Source organism: Luteibacter sp. ME-Dv--P-043b (genome assembly GCF_030209605.1).
Lineage (GTDB): Bacteria > Pseudomonadota > Gammaproteobacteria > Xanthomonadales > Rhodanobacteraceae > Luteibacter.
The window spans coordinates 20,552-36,725 of sequence record NZ_JARVRT010000015.1 but is presented as its reverse complement, the minus strand read 5'-3'; the positions used below and the strand labels follow the sequence as shown (position 1 = coordinate 36,725).

The 16,174-nt window shown below is 67.5% G+C and carries 17 protein-coding genes; 11 read left to right on the top strand and 6 right to left on the bottom strand.

Annotated elements, in window-relative coordinates:
* Window positions 1–12: 12 nt before the first annotated feature.
* Complete coding sequence (locus tag QRN34_RS09400) at window positions 13–432, bottom strand: DUF4124 domain-containing protein (protein ID WP_285404011.1); 420 nt, start codon at window positions 430–432, stop codon at window positions 13–15.
* Between the two features lie 107 nt (window positions 433–539).
* Between QRN34_RS09400 and pssA the strand changes: the two genes are divergently transcribed.
* From pssA to rimI, 3 genes are read left to right on the top strand one after another with little or no spacing between them, the layout of a single operon-like run.
* Window positions 540–1,331, top strand: a complete 792-nt coding sequence (gene pssA / locus QRN34_RS09395; RefSeq protein WP_036143247.1) for a CDP-diacylglycerol--serine O-phosphatidyltransferase — start codon at window positions 540–542, stop codon at window positions 1,329–1,331.
* Window positions 1,331–1,801, top strand: a complete 471-nt coding sequence (locus QRN34_RS09390; RefSeq protein ID WP_285404010.1) for a hypothetical protein — start codon at window positions 1,331–1,333, stop codon at window positions 1,799–1,801. Before pssA ends, QRN34_RS09390 begins: the two co-directional genes overlap by 1 nt.
* A 6-nt stretch (window positions 1,802–1,807) precedes the next feature.
* Window positions 1,808–2,281, top strand: coding sequence for a ribosomal protein S18-alanine N-acetyltransferase (rimI, locus tag QRN34_RS09385; protein ID WP_285404009.1), 474 nt, complete (start codon window positions 1,808–1,810; stop codon window positions 2,279–2,281).
* A gap of 8 nt (window positions 2,282–2,289) precedes the next feature.
* Here rimI and QRN34_RS09380 read toward each other — a convergent pair whose 3' ends face one another.
* Both QRN34_RS09380 and QRN34_RS09375 read right to left on the bottom strand, forming a co-directional pair.
* Entirely contained in the window at window positions 2,290–4,773 is a 2,484-nt protein-coding gene (locus tag QRN34_RS09380) for an FtsX-like permease family protein (protein ID WP_285404008.1), read from the bottom strand.
* Window positions 4,770–5,456 carry an ATP-binding cassette domain-containing protein gene (locus QRN34_RS09375; RefSeq protein ID WP_285404007.1) on the bottom strand — a complete coding sequence of 229 codons (687 nt, stop codon included), beginning with the start codon at window positions 5,454–5,456 and terminating at the stop codon, window positions 4,770–4,772. Before QRN34_RS09375 ends, QRN34_RS09380 begins: the two co-directional genes overlap by 4 nt.
* Here QRN34_RS09375 and QRN34_RS09370 point away from each other — a divergent pair.
* From QRN34_RS09370 to QRN34_RS09360, 3 genes are all read left to right on the top strand, one after another.
* Entirely contained in the window at window positions 5,455–6,066 is a 612-nt protein-coding gene (locus tag QRN34_RS09370) for an arylesterase (RefSeq protein WP_285404006.1), read from the top strand. The two genes, QRN34_RS09375 and QRN34_RS09370, sit on opposite strands and share 2 nt — an antisense overlap.
* Before the next feature lie 118 nt (window positions 6,067–6,184).
* Window positions 6,185–6,913 (top strand): response regulator transcription factor, encoded by a 729-nt coding sequence (locus QRN34_RS09365; protein ID WP_285404005.1) that lies wholly within the window; start codon window positions 6,185–6,187, stop codon window positions 6,911–6,913.
* A 26-nt stretch (window positions 6,914–6,939) separates the two neighbouring features.
* A complete protein-coding gene (locus tag QRN34_RS09360; RefSeq protein ID WP_285404004.1) occupies window positions 6,940–7,929 on the top strand; it encodes a HAMP domain-containing sensor histidine kinase in 990 nt (329 codons plus the stop codon).
* Window positions 7,930–7,971: 42 nt separating this feature from the next.
* Here QRN34_RS09360 and QRN34_RS09355 read toward each other — a convergent pair whose 3' ends face one another.
* Genes QRN34_RS09355 through QRN34_RS09345 form a run of 3 tightly spaced genes read right to left on the bottom strand, consistent with a single transcriptional unit; the run spans window position 7,972 to window position 11,423 of the window.
* A complete protein-coding gene (locus QRN34_RS09355) occupies window positions 7,972–8,553 on the bottom strand; it encodes a response regulator transcription factor (RefSeq protein ID WP_285404003.1) in 582 nt (193 codons plus the stop codon).
* Window positions 8,550–9,830 carry an ATP-binding protein gene (locus tag QRN34_RS09350; RefSeq protein ID WP_240003937.1) on the bottom strand — a complete coding sequence of 427 codons (1,281 nt, stop codon included), beginning with the start codon at window positions 9,828–9,830 and terminating at the stop codon, window positions 8,550–8,552. Before QRN34_RS09350 ends, QRN34_RS09355 begins: the two co-directional genes overlap by 4 nt.
* A gap of 57 nt (window positions 9,831–9,887) precedes the next feature.
* Complete coding sequence (locus QRN34_RS09345) at window positions 9,888–11,423, bottom strand: oligopeptide:H+ symporter (RefSeq protein WP_285404002.1); 1,536 nt, start codon at window positions 11,421–11,423, stop codon at window positions 9,888–9,890.
* Between the two features lie 284 nt (window positions 11,424–11,707).
* Here QRN34_RS09345 and QRN34_RS09340 point away from each other — a divergent pair, with 284 nt between their 5' ends.
* The 5 genes from QRN34_RS09340 to QRN34_RS09320 all read left to right on the top strand — a co-directional run bounded on the left by QRN34_RS09340 (window position 11,708) and on the right by QRN34_RS09320 (window position 16,171).
* The gene (locus tag QRN34_RS09340; RefSeq protein ID WP_285404001.1) at window positions 11,708–12,082 is read left to right on the top strand and encodes a diacylglycerol kinase; all 375 of its coding nucleotides are present in this window, start codon (window positions 11,708–11,710) and stop codon (window positions 12,080–12,082) included.
* Between the two features lie 78 nt (window positions 12,083–12,160).
* Window positions 12,161–12,808 carry a LemA family protein gene (locus tag QRN34_RS09335; RefSeq protein ID WP_285404000.1) on the top strand — a complete coding sequence of 216 codons (648 nt, stop codon included), beginning with the start codon at window positions 12,161–12,163 and terminating at the stop codon, window positions 12,806–12,808.
* Window positions 12,808–13,701 carry a YgcG family protein gene (locus QRN34_RS09330; RefSeq protein WP_285403999.1) on the top strand — a complete coding sequence of 298 codons (894 nt, stop codon included), beginning with the start codon at window positions 12,808–12,810 and terminating at the stop codon, window positions 13,699–13,701. The genes QRN34_RS09335 and QRN34_RS09330 overlap by 1 nt, the downstream gene beginning before the upstream one ends.
* Window positions 13,701–14,201, top strand: a complete 501-nt coding sequence (locus tag QRN34_RS09325) for a TPM domain-containing protein (RefSeq protein WP_345782897.1) — start codon at window positions 13,701–13,703, stop codon at window positions 14,199–14,201. Before QRN34_RS09330 ends, QRN34_RS09325 begins: the two co-directional genes overlap by 1 nt.
* 143 nt (window positions 14,202–14,344) lie before the next feature.
* Complete coding sequence (locus QRN34_RS09320) at window positions 14,345–16,171, top strand: type IV secretory system conjugative DNA transfer family protein (RefSeq protein WP_285403997.1); 1,827 nt, start codon at window positions 14,345–14,347, stop codon at window positions 16,169–16,171.
* The last annotated feature ends 3 nt before the right edge of the window (window positions 16,172–16,174 follow it).

Sequence of the window (16,174 nt, the reverse complement as noted above, 5' to 3'; positions counted from 1 at the left end):
CGCGCCGGGCATCTATTTGCAGTACAGGGTCATCTGGGCCTGGGTGGTTTCCACCTGGCGCTTCTTGCCGGCGTCGTCGAGTGGCTGGGTGCCGCCCTTGCCGTCGTCCACGGAGACGACCTGGTCCTTGCCCAGCACGTCCATGTTCTTGCGCAACTGGTCGCACAGCCTGGCCCGGTTGGCCGGGTTGTCGGCCACCGGGCTACCCGGCGGCGGAGGCGTGCTGGCAGCTTTCGCGGGTGCGGCCGGTGCGGTTGAGGGTGCGGGCGCTGCCGCGGTGCCGCTGGTCTTCACGGTCTCGTACTTCACCTTGCCCGGGGGCGGCGTGTCGGCGTAGTGCGTGACGCCCTGGGCGTCCTTCCACTTGTAGGCCTGGGCCATCGCCAGGGGGCAGGCCGTGACGAGGATCGCGAGAGCGAGGCAGCGGCGCATGCGTGGTTCCGGCAGGGGAAGGGTGGCGCAACAAGTATCACCGGGCCCGCGCGCGTGCAAGCGACGACGCCTGGGCTACACTGATGGCCCACGTTACGGCTTTGGCTATGAGCGATTCGATCCAACCCCGGGGGCCGCGACACCGCGGCATCTATCTGCTGCCGAACCTGTTCACCACGGGCGCGATGTTCTCGGGGTTCTACGCGATCGTCTCGGCGATCGCCGGCCACTACCAGACGGCCGCCCTGGCGGTGTTCGTCGCCGCCATCCTCGACGGCATGGACGGCCGCGTCGCTCGGATGACCAACACCCAGAGCGAATTCGGCGTGCAGTACGACTCGCTGTCCGACCTGGTCAGCTTCGGCCTGGCCCCCGCGCTGGTGCTCTACACGTGGGCGTTGTCGTCGCTGGCGGATTACGGCCCCGTCTGGGGCAAGATCGGCTGGGCGGGGGCGTTCATCTACGCGGTGTGTGCCGCCCTTCGGCTTGCCCGTTTCAACACGCAGGTGGGCGTGGCCGACAAGCGCTATTTCCAGGGGCTGGCCAGTCCCGCTGCGGCGGGTCTGTGCATGTCGTTCGTCTGGACGATGGCCAAGTTCGACGTATCGGGTCCGTCGGTGGCCTTCTTCGCCTTGCCGCTGGCCGTCATCGCCGGGCTGTTGATGGTCAGCAACGTGCGCTACTACAGCTTCAAGGCGTGGCCCCAGGGCGACCGCGTGCCCTTTATCTGGCTCATCGCCGCCGTGCTGGTCGTCGTGCTGCTGGTGATCGACACCGCCCGCGTGCTGTTCGCGGTGGCCGTGTTCTACACGGTGTCCGGTCCGGTCATGACGTTGTGGGGCCGCGCCGCGCACCGTCGTCGTGTGCGTCGCCACGCCAGGACGACGGGGGCTCCCTGATGTCGGCCGTGCCCGTCCGCCATGCGCGCTTGCTGAAGGTCATGGGCGTCACGCCGTGGCGTCTTCGGGCGGGTGAGATGGCATCGCGTTCCGTCGATGCCATCGAGGGTGAGGGTCCGGCGACCACGGGAGAGCGTGCCACCTGCGTCGTCATCCTGCCCGCGGGATGCACCGAGCGCGAGCGGGACGTGGTCGGGCATGCGTTGCGCGCCTTCGGTGCGGTCACGGCTCGCGCAGCACGCCTGGAGGTTGGCGCCGCCGGCCTGGGGCACGTACCCGCGGCGGCCACGTACCTGGTCTTCGGCGATGCCCAGGCGCGCGCCCTCGGCCACCAGCTTTCCGCCGCACAGCAGGGCGCAGCGCAGATCGTGCTCGTGGACACGCCCTCGCTCATCCTGACCGATGCCGCCGCCAAGCGCCGCCTCTGGAACGGCCTGCGCGCCCTGGGCCGCGCGTTCGCACGGAACTGATCCGCCATGGCTGCCGTCACCCGCCCGTCCACCGAAGTCCGCGTGATGCGCCGCGAAGACCTCGATGCCGTGGTCGCCATCGAACATGCGTCCTATCCCTTCCCTTGGACAGCGGGCATCTTCCGCGACTGCCTGCAGGCCGGGCACAACTGCTGGGTGCTCGTGCACGACGACCAGGTGGCCGGCTACGGCATCCTGTCGGTGGCCGCGGGCGAGGCCCATGTACTCAACATCTGCATCGGCGACGCCTGGCGCGGCCTGGGCTACGGAAGGCGCATGATGCGCCGGCTGATCGATCTGGCCCGGTGGTATGGCGTGGAGCGGGTGTTCCTCGAGGTGCGCCCGTCCAATCCCGCCGCCAAGGCCTTGTACGACTCGCTGGGTTTCCACGAGATCGGCCGCCGGCCGGGCTACTACCCCGCGGAAGGCGGCCGCGAAGAAGCCATCGTCATGGCCTTCGACATGCAGCGCCCCGCCTAGTCGAAGGCTCAGCCCTCGCGCAGCAGGGCCATCGGCGAGGTGTTCAGCACCCGTCGCGTGCCGAACAGCCCGATCAGCATCACCACGACCGCCGCCCCGGCCGCCGTGCCGATCAGCGGCCACAGCGGAGGAACGAAGTGCTCGATGCGGAACACCGCCTGGCCCATCCATAGCCCCGCCCCCGCCGCGCCCAGTGCCGCCGTCAGCCCCGCGACCAGCCCCAACAGCGCGAACTCGCAGGCCGCCGCCGCGCGCAACTGCGTGCGCGTGGCGCCCAGCGTGCGCAGCAGGGCGGCTTCCTTGCGGCGTTCCTGCGCGCTGGCGGCCAGCGCCGCGGTGAGCACCAGGGCGCCTGCGAGCAGGCTGAATCCGAGCACCCAGCGCACCGCGCCACCCACCCGGTCGACGATGTCGCGCACGCGATCGAGCAGGGCATCGACATCGATCAGGCTGAGGTTGCCGTAATCGCGCGACAGGCGCGCCAGCTCGTCCGCATGGCCACGTGGCAGGTAGAAGCTGGTCAGCCACGTGTGTGGAAGGTCGGACGCGTGGGCCGGATCGAGCATCAGGAAGAAGTTGACCCGGAACGAACTCCAGTCAACCTTGCGGATGCTGGTCACGCGAGCGTCGATGCTGCCTTCACCCACCTCGAAACGCAGGGTGTCGCCCAGCTTGAGCTGGAACCGGTCGCGCCAGGACGTATCCAGCGACACCTCCGCCTGGGCGGGTGCGGGGCCCGGCCACGCACCGGCGATCACCTGGTTGGACGGCGGCAGGTCCGCGCTCCACGACAGGCGCAGCTGTTGGTCCGCGGCATCGCGCGCCTGTGGGTCGGCGAACGTCAGCGTATCCACGGCGTGGCCGTTGATCGCCGTGAGCTTGCCCACGGCCAGCGGCATCATGTTGCTGCGCGTGGCGCCCATCTTCGCCAGGGCATCGGTGAAACCCTGGCGCTGGTAGTCCTGCAGGTTGAGCGCGAACCAGTTCGGCGTGTCGGCAGGAAGCTCGCGTCGCCAGCCGTCCAGCAGCGACGGTGCGATCACCGCCAGAAGGAGCAGCGCGCACAGGCCGAGAGACAGCGCCGTGGCCTGCACCAGCGACAGGCCGCGGCGGCGGGCGAGCGCGGCCAGGCCGAGTCGCAGCGCAGGATGCGCACCCGGCGCCACGCGACGGGCGATCACCAGCAGCAGGGCGGACAGCAGGGCCGCGACCACGGCCACGCCGGCCAGGCTGGCGGCAAGGATGCCGGCCAGCTTGGCCGAGTCGCTCTGTACCCAGACCAGCGCGATGGCGGTCAGCAACGGGATCAGGTACAGCCCATCGAAACGGCGCACGCGACGCTGCATGGACTCGCGGAACACCGCTACGGGCGGCACCTCCGCGAGACGGACCAGGGGCGGCAACGCAAAGCCCGCGAGCACGGCCAGGCCCATGGCGGCGGCCGCGAACGCGGGGCCGAGCGGCAGCGTGGTCGGTATGTTGTCGAACAGTTGCTGCGCGAAATACCACGCGCCCTGGGCCAGCGCGAGGGCAATCACCATGCCCAGCGCGGCGGCGGGCAGCGCCAGCGCCGCGAGGGTGCCGACCAGCAGGGCGGCCACCCGTCGACGGGGGACGCCGAGCGCGCGCAGCAAGGCCACTTCGGAGGCCTTGCGCCGTGCATAGCGCGACGCCGCGAGCGCGATCGCCACGCCAGCAAGCAGGGCGGAAAGCAGGGCGGTCAGGCGCAGGAAGGCGCTGGCCCGGTCGAACGCCGAGCGCATGCGCTCCTGCATCTTCTCCGGCGTGACCAGCTCGGCGCCCTGGGGCAGCGGCGAGGCTTCCAGCGTGCCTCGCCAGGTCGCCACGGCGCCGGCGGGGCCGGACACCAGCAGGCGATGACGGGCGCGACTGCCGACGGAGAGCAGGCCGGCCTCGCTGGCGTCGTCGAGGTTCATCTGGGCACGCGGCGCCAGGGCGAACAGCTCGCCGCCGTCTGGCTGGCGGAGCAGCTCGCCCGTGACGTGCAGGTCCTTGCCGCCCACCTGCACGGTCTGCCCCGGCCGGATGCCCAGCCCGACCATGGCGCGGTGATCGAGGAACAACTCGCCGCGGCCGGGCCCGTGCGCCACTCGGCTGCGCCCGTCCGCACCGCGCACTTCCAGCGTGCCACGCAACGGATAGGTGGCATCGGTGGCCTGCACCTCGACCAGCTGGCTGCGCTCGCCGACGAACGCCACGCTACGGAACGAGGCGCCGCGCGACACGGTCAGGCCGTCATCCTGCGCGGCACGGAACAACGGCTCGGGCAAAGGTGCCGGGGCGGTCACGCCGAGGTCGCCGCCGATCAACTCGGCCGCGCTGGCGAGGATGCCGCGCTCGATCCGCGTGGACAGCGTGGCCACCACGCCGAGTGCGATGACCGCCAGCACCAGCGACGCGGCCAGCGTACGCAGCTCGACCAGATGCCACTCGCGGCGCAGGGTACGCAGGGCCAGTCGTGTGACGTTCACGCGGCAACCTCGAGACGGCCCTCGTGCAGCGTGGCCGAGCGTGCGCAGCGAGCGGCCAGGCGCGGATCGTGGGTCACCAGGATCAGGGTGGTCGCATGCTGGCGATTCATCGCGAACAGCAGGTCGCCCACCTGTTCGCCGGTGTGCTGGTCGAGGTTGCCCGTGGGCTCGTCGGCGAAGAGCACGCGTGGCCGGTGTACGAAGGCGCGCGCCAGGGCCACGCGCTGTTGCTCGCCGCCGGACAGCTGGGCGGGATAATGGCGGCGCCGCGCCGTCAGCCCCACCGCGTCGAGCGCGGCGTGCGCACGTTCGCGCGCACCGTCGTCGCCTTCCAGCTCCAGGGGCAGCATCACGTTTTCCTCCGCAGTGAGCGCGGGCAGCAGGTGGAACGACTGGAAGACGAAGCCGACCAACCGCCGCCGGATCGCCGCGCGGGCTTCCTCGTCCACCGCTTCCAGCGCCTGGCCGTCGATCCGCACGCTGCCCGAGGTAGCGACGTCCAGCCCGGCAAGCAGTCCCAGCAACGTGGTCTTGCCGGAGCCGGAGGCGCCGACGATGGCGAAACTCTCGCCCGCGGCCACTTGCAGGTTCACGCCCGAGAGGATGTCGAGTCGTCCCTCCGGGCCGAAGACCGACTTGGTAACATCGGTCACTTCGAGAAGAACACGGGAAGAATCGCTCATGCGTCGTTGCCTGGTCCTGTTGCTATGGGTTTGCTGCGCCATCGCCTCCGCGGCGGATGCGCCACGCAAGGTGCTGGTGCTCGGGGACTCGCTGTCGGCGGCGCACAACATCCCCGTGGACGCGGGATGGGTTCGCCTGCTCGAGGCTCGCATGTCGAACATGGCGACGCCGTGGACGATGGTCAATGCCAGCATCAGCGGCGAGACCTCGCTCAGCGGGAAGAATCGCCTGCCTGCCTTGCTCAAGGCACAGCATCCCGCCGTCGTGGTGATCGAACTGGGCGCGAACGATGGCCTGCAAGGCCTGCCGTTGACGCAGCTGACGGCCAACCTGGATGCGATGGTCGCCGCCGCGAAGGCCTCCGGCGCCAAGGTGCTGCTGCTGGGCATCGAACTGCCGGTCAATTACGGCCCGCAGTACCGCGACGGGCTACGCAAGGTCTACGCGGATGCCGCTGCCCGCCACGGCGTGCCGCTGGTGCCGTTCCTGCTCGACGGCGTGGCACTCGACCCGTCGCTCATGCAGGACGACGGCCTCCATCCGAAGGCCAAGGGCGAGCCGCGTGTCGCGGAGAATGTGTGGAAAACGCTAAGCCCTTTACTTAGGTAGACGACGCCGCGTGCACGTCGTCGTACCCAGAATAAACGTTGGTTTCCGGTCTTCACGCTGTGCTCACCGGTTCGGCCGTTAACTCTTCACATTTGTGAATCAGCGAAGGAGTGGAGCGATGAGCAACCGCGATGAACAGGCAGGCCTGATCCTTCTGGTCGAAGACAACCGCCAGATTGCCGAGATGGTCGGCGAGTTCCTCGAGCGCAGGGGCTATTCGGTCGACTATGCCGCCGATGGCGTCAGTGGTCTCCACCTGGCCGTATCCAACAGCTATGACGTGATCGTGCTCGACCTCATGCTTCCGGGCATGGACGGTCTGGACGTGTGCCGCAAGCTCCGCAAGGACGGCAAGAAGTCCACGCCGGTGCTGATGCTCACGGCGCGCGACACGCTGGAAGACAAGCTGGTCGGCCTCGAGGCCGGTGCCGACGATTACCTGGTCAAGCCGTTCGAAGTGCGTGAGCTGGAAGCGCGCCTGCGCGCCCTGATCCGCCGCGACCGCCGCCAGGTCTCCTCCGAGGTGCTCAACGTCGGCGACATGACGCTCGACACCGCCACGCTGCGCCTGACGCGCGGTGGGCAGGAACTCACCGTTTCGCCGATCGGCCTGAAGCTGCTGGCCATTCTCATGCGCGAATCGCCGCGCGTGGTCAGCCGCCGCGATATCGAGCGCGAGATCTGGGGCGACACGTTGCCCGATTCCGACACGCTGCGCTCGCACCTGTACAACCTGCGTCGCGTGATCGACAAGCCGTTCGAGCGTCCGCTGCTGCACACGATCCATTCGGCCGGCTACCGCCTGGCGGACCTGGATTCCGAAGTCGCCGCGTCGCAGACGGCATGAGGAACGTGCAGGACCGGGCATAGTCGATGGAAGGCAGCAAAACGCGGGGAACCATCCGGCGGGGCTCGTTCAAAGCCCGTATCGCGGTGGTTTTCGTCCTGCAGACCCTCGTCGTCGTCATCGCATCGCTGATGGCGGCGAACAACGTGGCGCCGATCAGCGCCGCGATCGCCATCATGCTTTCATCGGGCGGCCTGGCCTGGCTGGCCGTGTCCCGTGAGTGGATGCCCGTCCAGGCACTGGCACGCCTGCTGGAAGGCTGGGACCCCGATCGCCCGGACATGGCGGGCCTGCACGAGCAAAGCGGACGCAAGTCGGACGGCGATGTGTCGCGGCTGGTGCGTGGACTGCACGGCCTTGCGTCGCGCATCGAAGGTTACAGCGAGCGCGAGCGCAACTTCACGCGTGACGCCAGCCACGAACTGCGCAGCCCGCTCACGGTCATCAAGATGTCGTCTGACATGCTGGCCGACGAAGCAGACCTCTCCGAATTCGGGCATCGCTCACTGGAACGCATCCGGCGCTCCACACGCGAACTCGAGGCGCTGGTCGAGGCCTTCCTGATTCTTTCCCGCGAGTCCGACCAGGGGCTTGCCGAGGAAGACTTCGTGGTCAACAAGGTGTTGCGCCAGGAAGTGGATTACGCACGCGAGTTGATCGCGGGCCGCCCCGTCGAACTGGTGCTGGACGAGCCGGCCACGTTTGCCTTGCATGCGTCGCCGCGTGTGTTCGCGGTGCTATGCGGCCAGCTGATCCGGCATGCCTTGCAGCAGACCGATCAGGGCACGGTGGTGGTCACCGTCATGCCCGGCAGCGTCAGTGTCATCAATCCCGCGGTGGACGCGCCGGAACCGGGCACGCGTCGGCATGCGTCAGTCAATCCGCATGGATTCGACCTGGCCATCGCGCGGCGACTGTCGGATCGCTTCCAGTGGCCGTTGGAGACCCGTTCGCTTCCGGGTGCCAACCGCGTGTCCAGCGTCCGCTTCCCGCATCCACAGCCCGTCGAGGCCTGATTCCCGACTGCAGCGTGCCGAGCGCTGTCACGCAAGGCGCCGTCAGGTCTCGTCCGGCCGCTCGCGCACGGGGTGCTTGCTGAGCTTGCGTTGCAACGTGCGCCGATGCATGCCGAGGCGACGCGCCGTTTCCGAGATATTGCCTTCGCATTCGGTCAGCACGCGCTGGATGTGTTCCCACTCAAGGCGCCGCAGCGGCAGCGGGGCATCCGGTGCGTCGGCGAAGTCGTCGGAATCCAGTGGGCCGGAATCGCCGTCGAGCAGGGCGCGGACCACGGCATCCGCATCCACGGGCTTGGCCAGGTAGTCGTGCGCACCGCGCTTGATCGCTTCGACGGCCGTGGCGATCGAGGCGTAACCCGTCAGCAGCAATACGCGCATGTCCGGCACCAGCGACTGCAGTTCCGGGATCAGGCGCAGGCCGTTCTCGTCGCCCAGTTTCAGGTCGAGCACGCAGTAACGCGGCTGGTGACGGCGGGTCAGGGCACGCGCGTCGTCGGCCGTATGCGTCGTGATCACCTCGAAGCCGCGGGAGGTGAGGGCGCGACCGAGCACGCGGGCAAACGTTGTGTCGTCATCGACGATCAGCAGCGGGCGTCCGCCCGGCGGAACCAGCTCGTTCATGTGTGATCTCCAATGACCGAAAGGGGGAGGCGCAGGCGCATTCTGGCGCCGTGCCCTGTATTGCTGGCGGCAAGCTCGCCGTCGAGTCGCTCGGCCGTGGCCTCGGCCAGCGCCAGGCCGATGCCCAGGCCGGTGTCCTTCTGCGACAGGCCAAGCGTGCCCAGTTCGTCGAACTCGTCGAACCCCGGGCCTTCGTCCGTCACGACCAGCTCGAGCCAGGCACCGACGATACCGATGGACAGCGACACGGCCGTGCTGTCGTTCATCGCGGACGCGTCGGCGGCGTTGTTGAGCAGGTTGATCAATGCGTGGCGTAGCCCGGGTGGTGAGCGCAGGGCGACGCGACCGGCGCCGGGTTCCACGGAAAGGGCTACCTCGGCCTCAGGCCGCAGCAACTGGAAGCGTTCCAGGCAGCCATGGATGAACTGGTCCAGGGTAACGCGCTCCGGCACCTGCGACAGCTGTGCCTGGCCGAAGGCCACCATCTCGCGCAGGATGGTGCGGCAGCGCTCCACCTGGCCGTCGAGCAGGTCGAGGTCGTCGCCCAGCGCGTTATCGCCGGCGTGCTCGCGGCGGATCTCCGGGAGCAGGGTGCGCATGGTGGACAGCGGCGTGTTGAGCTCATGCGCCGCGCCCGCCGCCTGCGTGGCAATGGCCAGGATGCCCTCATCGCGCAGGGCGCGCTCGCGCACTCGCTGCACCTCGCCCTGTTGCAGGCGGATCGCCTTGGCCAGGTTGCTGATGAACACGCCCAGCAGCACGGCCATGATGACGAAGTTGACGCCCATGCCGGCCACGTAAAGGTCGAAATCGCGGCCCTTGTCACCCAGGGTGGGCAGGGGCAGGTGATAGGGCACCAGTAGCACGTACGCCACGCCGGTGAGGATGGCGACCAGTGACACCCCGGCGATCGACAGCGCGGCCGCCGACAGCGCGATCGGCACCAGCAACAGGGCGACGAAGGGATTGGCGGCGCCACCGGTGAAATACAGCAGATAGCCCAGCACCAGCGTGTCGGCGGCGATATGCACGATGGCCTCACCCTCGCTCACTTTCCACGGCATGCCCAGCCGGAACGCCGCGGCGGCCGCGAACACGGCCAGCACGCACACGCCGATCATCAGCGGCAACAGCGGGACATCGAGCTGGAGCAGGGTGACGCAAGAGAGGATGGCCACGCTCTGGCCGGCGATCGCGCAGAGGCGAAGCCAGGCGAGCGTGCGCGCGAGTGCGAAGGGACCGGAGCGTGACGATGGCGAGTGCAGGGTGTCGCTCACGGTGGCAGGATCTCGTTGAAGTCACGAGGGCCGCCCGCTGGGGCGGCCCTCGTCGCGTCACAGGTCTTCGTTGTGTACCGGGGGTACCGGCGGCACGTTGGCCAGGGCATGGTTGAGCGACAGCTTCTTCATCAGCGGCAGCATCGCCACGGCGATGAGGACGCAGCCCACGCCGACGAAGCCCAGCTTGTTGAACAGGCTGGTGTAGATCCGCAGGGATTCCAGCGGATCGGTGATGTTGTCCGGGATGGCCGCATAGTTGGCGACCACGCTGCCCATGTACTGGGCCACGCCGGAGGCGACGTAGTAGGCGCCCATCATGAAGCCGCCCATGCGCGCGGGCACGTAGCGGGCGATCATCGCCAGCCCCAGGCCGCTGACCAGCACCTCGCCCAGCGAGTAGAAGCCGTAGCCCCAGACCATGTACCAGGACGAGATCTTGCCGGCGACCGCGGTGGTCGCGCCCAGGCCATACATGAAGAAGCCCACGGCCACGGCGACGAAGCCGAGGGCGAACTTGGCCGCGACCGGGAAATCCTTGCCGCGACGGCCCAGCGCGTTGTAGATCCAGACCAGGATCGGCGAGAGGATCACGATCCAGATCGCGTTGAGCGACTGGAACTGCTCGGGAATCCACGTGAGGATGTGCCAGCCGAACAGGCTGAAGTCCAGGTCGACGTTGCGCTGCGCGAACAGGTTCAGCGAGGTCGACATCTGCTGGTAGAAGATGAAGAAGAAGATCGTCTGTACCGTGAGCACCAGCGCGGCGATCAGGCCGGCCCGCTCGCCCTGCTGGCTGGAGCGGATCAGGTGCGCGAAGATGCCCAGGATGACCACGCCGGCGATATACACGCAGGCTTGTGCCACGCCCTGGTTCTGGAGGATGTAGGCCGAGGCGGCGATGATCAGGATGCCGGCACCGATGATGCCCAGCACGTTCTTCATCACCGGCGGCACCTCGTCGGGCGTCGAGCCGACGTGGGCCAGCGTGCGACGCATGAAGAAGTAGTTGACCAGGCCAAGGATCAGGCCGATGGAGCAGACGCCGAAGGCCGTGTGCCAGCCCAGTGCGTCGCCGTAATGGGCGCCGACGTAGTCGCGGATCCAGGGCGTGAGCAGCATCGAGATGGTCGAGCCGACGTTCACTGCCATGTAGTAGATGGTGAACGCGCTGTCGATCTTGACCTCGTCGCCTTCGTAGATCTTGCGCACCAGGTTGCCGGCGTTGGGCTTGAACAGGCCATTGCCGAGGATGATCACGCCCAGCGCGATATACAGGAACGAGGTGTTCTCGGTCGGAATCCACAGCAGCGCGTAGCCGACCATGAGCACCACGGCACCGGTGAGCATGGTGCGGCGGGTACCCAGGAACCGGTCGCCGATCCAGCCGCCAATGGCCGGGGTGGCATAGATCAGGGCGGCGGCCGCGCCCCAGACGAGGTTGGCGTCGACATCGGGAAAGCCGAGCTTCTTCACCATATAGGTGACCATCAGCACCTGCATGCCGTAGAAGCCGAAGCGCTCCCACATCTCGATGAGGAAGACCGTGCTGAAGGACTTGGTCTGTGAAATGGGCGGGTTCTGGGTTGCCATGTATTTTCCGGACGCATTGGAAACAGCGAACGGGCCCGCAGGCCCGCTCCCATCGCGGCGACCCTGAACGGGGCCACAGCTTTTCAAGCGTAATACAAATGCTCCGCCGGGTTGTGCTGCAGCGCCAGAGGGGCGCGGCGATTCACCACGGCAGGCCGTGGGCGACCCGGCCAGACGCCGGGCAGGCGGCCTATGGCATGATGCGAGGCTGTTTCGTGACCTCCCAGGCCGGCGCCATGTTCCCGATCCCGTTTCCCCCGTCCGCTTCCGGCGCCTGATCCCTCATGGCCACCACCGTCCCCCGCGGCCCGCGGCAGATCTTCGCGGCCTTCCAGTGGTCCATGAAGGGCCTGAAAGCGGCGTATCTCCATGAGGCGTCCTTCCGGCTTGAGGTATTTCTCGCCGTGGTCGTCGTTCCGCTGGGGCTCTGGCTGGGGCACGGGGGCGTCGAGAAAATCGTCCTGATCACCTTCCCGATCCTGGTGCTGTCGGCTGAACTGCTCAACTCCGCCATCGAGGCCGTGGTCGACAAGGTCAGTCCGGAGTTCCACGAACTGGCCGGCCGGGCCAAGGACATGGGTTCCGCCGCGGTGTTCCTGCTGCTGGTGATGGTCATGATCAGCTGGGGCCTTATCCTGGTGCCGCGCTGGCTGGGTTGAGCCGCGTCGTCGACGTATCGTCCGCTTTCACCGCCTTTGGGTTAAGTTGTGCCCCGCACACCCAAAGGAATCCGCGCCATGAAAAACGTTCTTCGTGCTTTCGCCCTCGTCGCCCTGGCGGGTTTCCTGTCGGGGTGTGGCTATAACGCCATCCAGCGCGAGGACGAAGGGGTCAAGGCCGCCTGGTCCGAGGTGCTCAACCAGTACCAGCGCCGCGCCGACCTGGTTCCCAATCTGGTCAATACCGTGAAGGGCTACGCCCAGCACGAGGAGCGCGTGCTCACCGAGGTGACCAACGCCCGCGCCCGCGTCGGCTCCACGCAGATCACCCCCGAGCTGGCCAACGATCCGGCAGCCCTGGCCAAGTTCCAGGCGGCCCAGGGCCAGCTCACCGGCGCCTTGTCGCGGCTGATGGTGGTCAGCGAGAACTACCCGCAGCTGAAGGCCGACGGCTCGTTCCGCGACCTGCAGGCCCAGCTGGAAGGTACTGAGAACCGCATCACCGTGGCGCGCAACCGGTACGTGCAGGCCGTGCAGTCGTATAACGTGCTGATCCGCTCGTTCCCCAACAACCTGACGGCCAAGGTCATGGGCTACCAGGTGAAGCCGAACTTCAGCGTCGAGAACGAGAAGGCCATCTCCACCGCGCCCACCGTCGACTTCGGCTCGACCCCGGCGCCGGCACCCGGCCAGGCTCCGGCCCCGGCGGCGTCGGCCGCTCACTGATGCGGCGGCTGGCCGCACGGCTGTTGCTTGCCGTTGCCCTGCTGGCGCCGCCCCTGGCGGTGTCGGCGGACGATGCGGTCGTGCCGACGCTGTCGCGGCATGTCACCGATCTGACAGGCACGCTGTCCACCGATCAGGTGACCCAGCTGGATGCCCGCCTGGCCGACCTGGAAAAGACCAAGGGGGCCCAGGTGGTCGTGCTTATGGTGCCGACCACCCAGCCGGACGACCTGGAGAGCTACTCGCTGAAGGTGGCCGAGGCCAACAAGGTGGGCCGCAAGGGCTCGGACGACGGCGTGTTGCTTCTGCTGGCCAAGGACGACCGTCGCGTACGCATCGAGGTCGGCTACGGGCTCGAGGGTGCGCTTCCCGACGCCATCGCCTCGCGGATCATCCGCGAGTACATGGCGCCCAAACTACGCACCAACGATTACTACGGCGGTATCACCGAGGCGCTCAACGCGATCACCCAGATCGTGCAGGGCGAGGCGTTACCGGCGCCCGTCGCTCCGGACGAGAGCCATGAGCGACGTCGTGGCGGCGGCAGCCTGCTGCTTCCCCTGCTCTTCGGCGTGCTGATGCTGCGCGGTGTGCTCGGTCGCGCCCCGCTGGGGGTTCGTGCACCGCTCGGCGGCCTGGTGACGGGCGGCCTGGGCTGGCTGTTCCTGCATTCGCTGCTTGGCGGGGTGGTGGGCCTGGTGGCGGGTGCGCTGTTCATGGCTATCCCGCTCGGCAGCGGTCGCGATATCGGCGGCGGTGGCTGGGGCGGCTTCGGCGGGTTTGGTGGCGGTGGCTTCGGCGGTGGTGGTGGAGGTTTCGGCGGTGGTGGCGGTGGCGGCTTCAGCGGCGGCGGCGGCAGCTTTGGTGGTGGCGGTTCGTCGGGGAGCTGGTGATGGTGATGCAACGGATCGTCAGCAACCTGTTTGGCGCCTGGTTCCAGATGAACCGGCAATTCCCGGCCGCCACGCTGGATGCCATCGCGAAAACCGTCGCGGCGGGGGAGGTCACCCACCGAGGCGAGTTGCGTGTGGTGATCGAGTCGCGCTTGCCGCTGTCGTCGGTACTCGCCGGCGTTACTGCACGCGATCGCGCCGCCATGCTGTTCTCGCACCTGCGCGTGTGGGACACCGAGGACAACTCGGGTGTGCTGCTGTATGTCCTGCTCGCCGAGCACCGCATCGAGATCGTCGCCGATCGGGGCATCTCGCGCCTGGTCTCCTCACCGGAGTGGGATGCCATCACGGCCCACATGCGCGACGAGTTCGCCCGCGGCCGTTTCCGCGAAGCGGTGCAGACAGGCGTGGCCGAAGCGGGAGCCTTGCTGTCACGGCATTTTCCGGGCGACGGCCGGCCGCGTGAGAACCAGTTGCCCGATCGTCCGCTGGTGCTCTGATCCCCCGGGCACCCAGCCGATGAGAAAGTTCACCGGCATAGAATAAATCTGAAAAATAGGACTTTCTTGCCCGGGACGCTCTGATTCGGCGTGCCGCTGGCGCATCCTTGCGATCCGATTTTTCAGTGACGGATCACCGGACGATGAGTGGCACGACCAAGACGACGACGCTCGCCATCCTCGCAGTGCTCGGCGCAGCGGGCGGGGAATACCTGGCGGGGTTTCTTACCTTGTGGGCCCTGCAGCTGGACCAGGTGCCGCTGGAGGCGGTTACCTACTGGCAGTATGTGCGTGCGCTGGAGCTACCGCAGGTCGCGCCGTATGCCATGAAGATCAAGCTGTGCGGTGCGGCGGGCTTCGGCGTGCCGCTGCTCGCGTGGCTGCTCGTCCTCGTTACGTCGCTGCGCGGGCGTGCCGAGTCCATGCACGGCGAGGCACGCTTCGCGAAGCTATCGGACCTGAAGAAGGCGGGCCTGCTCAAGCAGACACCGCAGAGCATCCTGCTCGGCAAGTTCAGGGGGCGCTACCTCTGGCTGGGCGGTGCGCAGCACGTCATCACGATCAGTCCGACCCGTTCGGGCAAGACCACGAGCATCGCCATTCCCGTGCTGCTTTCCTACCAGCAGTCGATGGTGGTGCTCGACCTCAAGGGTGAGCTGCACAAGGCCACCAGCGGCTGGCGCGAGCAACAGGGCCAGCTCATCCGCGTGTGGGCGCCCTACGACGAGAACGGCGACACGCATCGCTTCAATCCCATGACCACGCTCGAGGGCATGAGCCCGGACAAGCGCATCGGTGAAATCCAGACGATCGCCGCCATCCTGTATCCCGACCAGCCGGGCGGCGATCCCTTCTGGACGTCGCAGAGTCGTGCCGCCTTTACGGCGTTCACGTCGTACCTGTTCGAAGCGTGGGAACACAAGACGGCGGGTCGTGCCGTTGTCCAGGGGCAGGGGGCGCCGGGCGCGAAGCAAGAGGCACCGCTGTTCCCCAGCTTCGAACGCGTGCTGCGCTTTTCCAGCGGCGAGCACCACGGGAGCACCCGGGAAACCCTCGAGCAACTGCTGAAGGATCCCTCCTATGACTACATCAGCCCCCAGACCCGAACGGTGTTCGGCAACCTGGTGGGTCTGGCCGAACAGACCTTCTCTTCAGTCGTCGCCTCCATGCACGCGCCACTGCAGCAATTCCTGAGCCCCATCCTGGCCGCCGCCACCAACGACAGCGACATCGACGTGACCAGCCTCCGGAAGAAGTTGACCACGCTCTACGTCATCATCCCGACCAACAAGCTGGACGAGAGCGCCAAGCTGCTGAACATCTTTTTCAGCACCGTGATCGGCAACAACCTCGGAAGGCAGCTTGGGGAAGAGCCCGACCTCCGCTACCAGATGCTGATGCTCATGGACGAGTTCACGGCCATGGGCCGCGTGGATGTATGGGCCAAGCGTATTTCCATCTCCGCCAGCTACGGCGTGCGCGACCTGTGCATTGTGCAGAGCCGGGCGCAGCTACGCGCGGCGTACGGCGACCACGATGCGGAAAACTTCATCACCAACCACGGTGCCCAGATTGTGTTCGCGCCACGCGAGCAGGCCGACGCCAACCAGTACAGCGAAATGCTCGGTTACAAGACCGTTCGCAAGGAGCATCGCAACACGAGTCGTGGGAGTGGTTCGCACCAGGTGTCGACCAGTCATAGCGAGGAACGTCGGGCGTTGTTGTTGCCGCAGGAGATCAAGGAGCTTCCCGGTGATGAGGAGCTGATCTTCTACGAAGGCTGCAAGCCGATTCGCGCGCGGAAGAACTGGTTCTTCAAGGACAAGATGTTCCGCGAGCGGGCGGGGGTGGCGCCTGTGCGCGTGCGTAGGGAGAAGAGCGCTCCGCTGCCTAAACCTGGTCGTCCGGCTGGTGAACGAGGAACTGGGCCGGTGTTGGATGCGTTGCGGCAGACGTCCAGCGGGGCGTAGTGG

What these genes read in the sequence shown, in the direction of transcription:
- QRN34_RS09340 (WP_285404001.1), top strand. Translation starts at nt 11,708, where the DNA reads ATGGCCACCACCGTCCCCCGCGGCCCGCGGCAGATCTTCGCGGCCTTC.
- QRN34_RS09320 (WP_285403997.1), top strand. Translation starts at nt 14,345, where the DNA reads ATGAGTGGCACGACCAAGACGACGACGCTCGCCATCCTCGCAGTGCTC.
- QRN34_RS09370 (WP_285404006.1), top strand. Translation starts at nt 5,455, where the DNA reads ATGCGTCGTTGCCTGGTCCTGTTGCTATGGGTTTGCTGCGCCATCGCC.
- QRN34_RS09365 (WP_285404005.1), top strand. Translation starts at nt 6,185, where the DNA reads ATGAGCAACCGCGATGAACAGGCAGGCCTGATCCTTCTGGTCGAAGAC.
- QRN34_RS09355 (WP_285404003.1), bottom strand. Translation starts at nt 8,553, where the DNA reads ATGAACGAGCTGGTTCCGCCGGGCGGACGCCCGCTGCTGATCGTCGAT.
- QRN34_RS09400 (WP_285404011.1), bottom strand. Translation starts at nt 432, where the DNA reads ATGCGCCGCTGCCTCGCTCTCGCGATCCTCGTCACGGCCTGCCCCCTG.
- QRN34_RS09360 (WP_285404004.1), top strand. Translation starts at nt 6,940, where the DNA reads ATGGAAGGCAGCAAAACGCGGGGAACCATCCGGCGGGGCTCGTTCAAA.
- QRN34_RS09325 (WP_345782897.1), top strand. Translation starts at nt 13,701, where the DNA reads ATGGTGATGCAACGGATCGTCAGCAACCTGTTTGGCGCCTGGTTCCAG.
- QRN34_RS09390 (WP_285404010.1), top strand. Translation starts at nt 1,331, where the DNA reads ATGTCGGCCGTGCCCGTCCGCCATGCGCGCTTGCTGAAGGTCATGGGC.
- QRN34_RS09335 (WP_285404000.1), top strand. Translation starts at nt 12,161, where the DNA reads ATGAAAAACGTTCTTCGTGCTTTCGCCCTCGTCGCCCTGGCGGGTTTC.
- rimI (WP_285404009.1), top strand. Translation starts at nt 1,808, where the DNA reads ATGGCTGCCGTCACCCGCCCGTCCACCGAAGTCCGCGTGATGCGCCGC.
- QRN34_RS09345 (WP_285404002.1), bottom strand. Translation starts at nt 11,423, where the DNA reads ATGGCAACCCAGAACCCGCCCATTTCACAGACCAAGTCCTTCAGCACG.
- QRN34_RS09330 (WP_285403999.1), top strand. Translation starts at nt 12,808, where the DNA reads ATGCGGCGGCTGGCCGCACGGCTGTTGCTTGCCGTTGCCCTGCTGGCG.
- pssA (WP_036143247.1), top strand. Translation starts at nt 540, where the DNA reads ATGAGCGATTCGATCCAACCCCGGGGGCCGCGACACCGCGGCATCTAT.
- QRN34_RS09375 (WP_285404007.1), bottom strand. Translation starts at nt 5,456, where the DNA reads ATGAGCGATTCTTCCCGTGTTCTTCTCGAAGTGACCGATGTTACCAAG.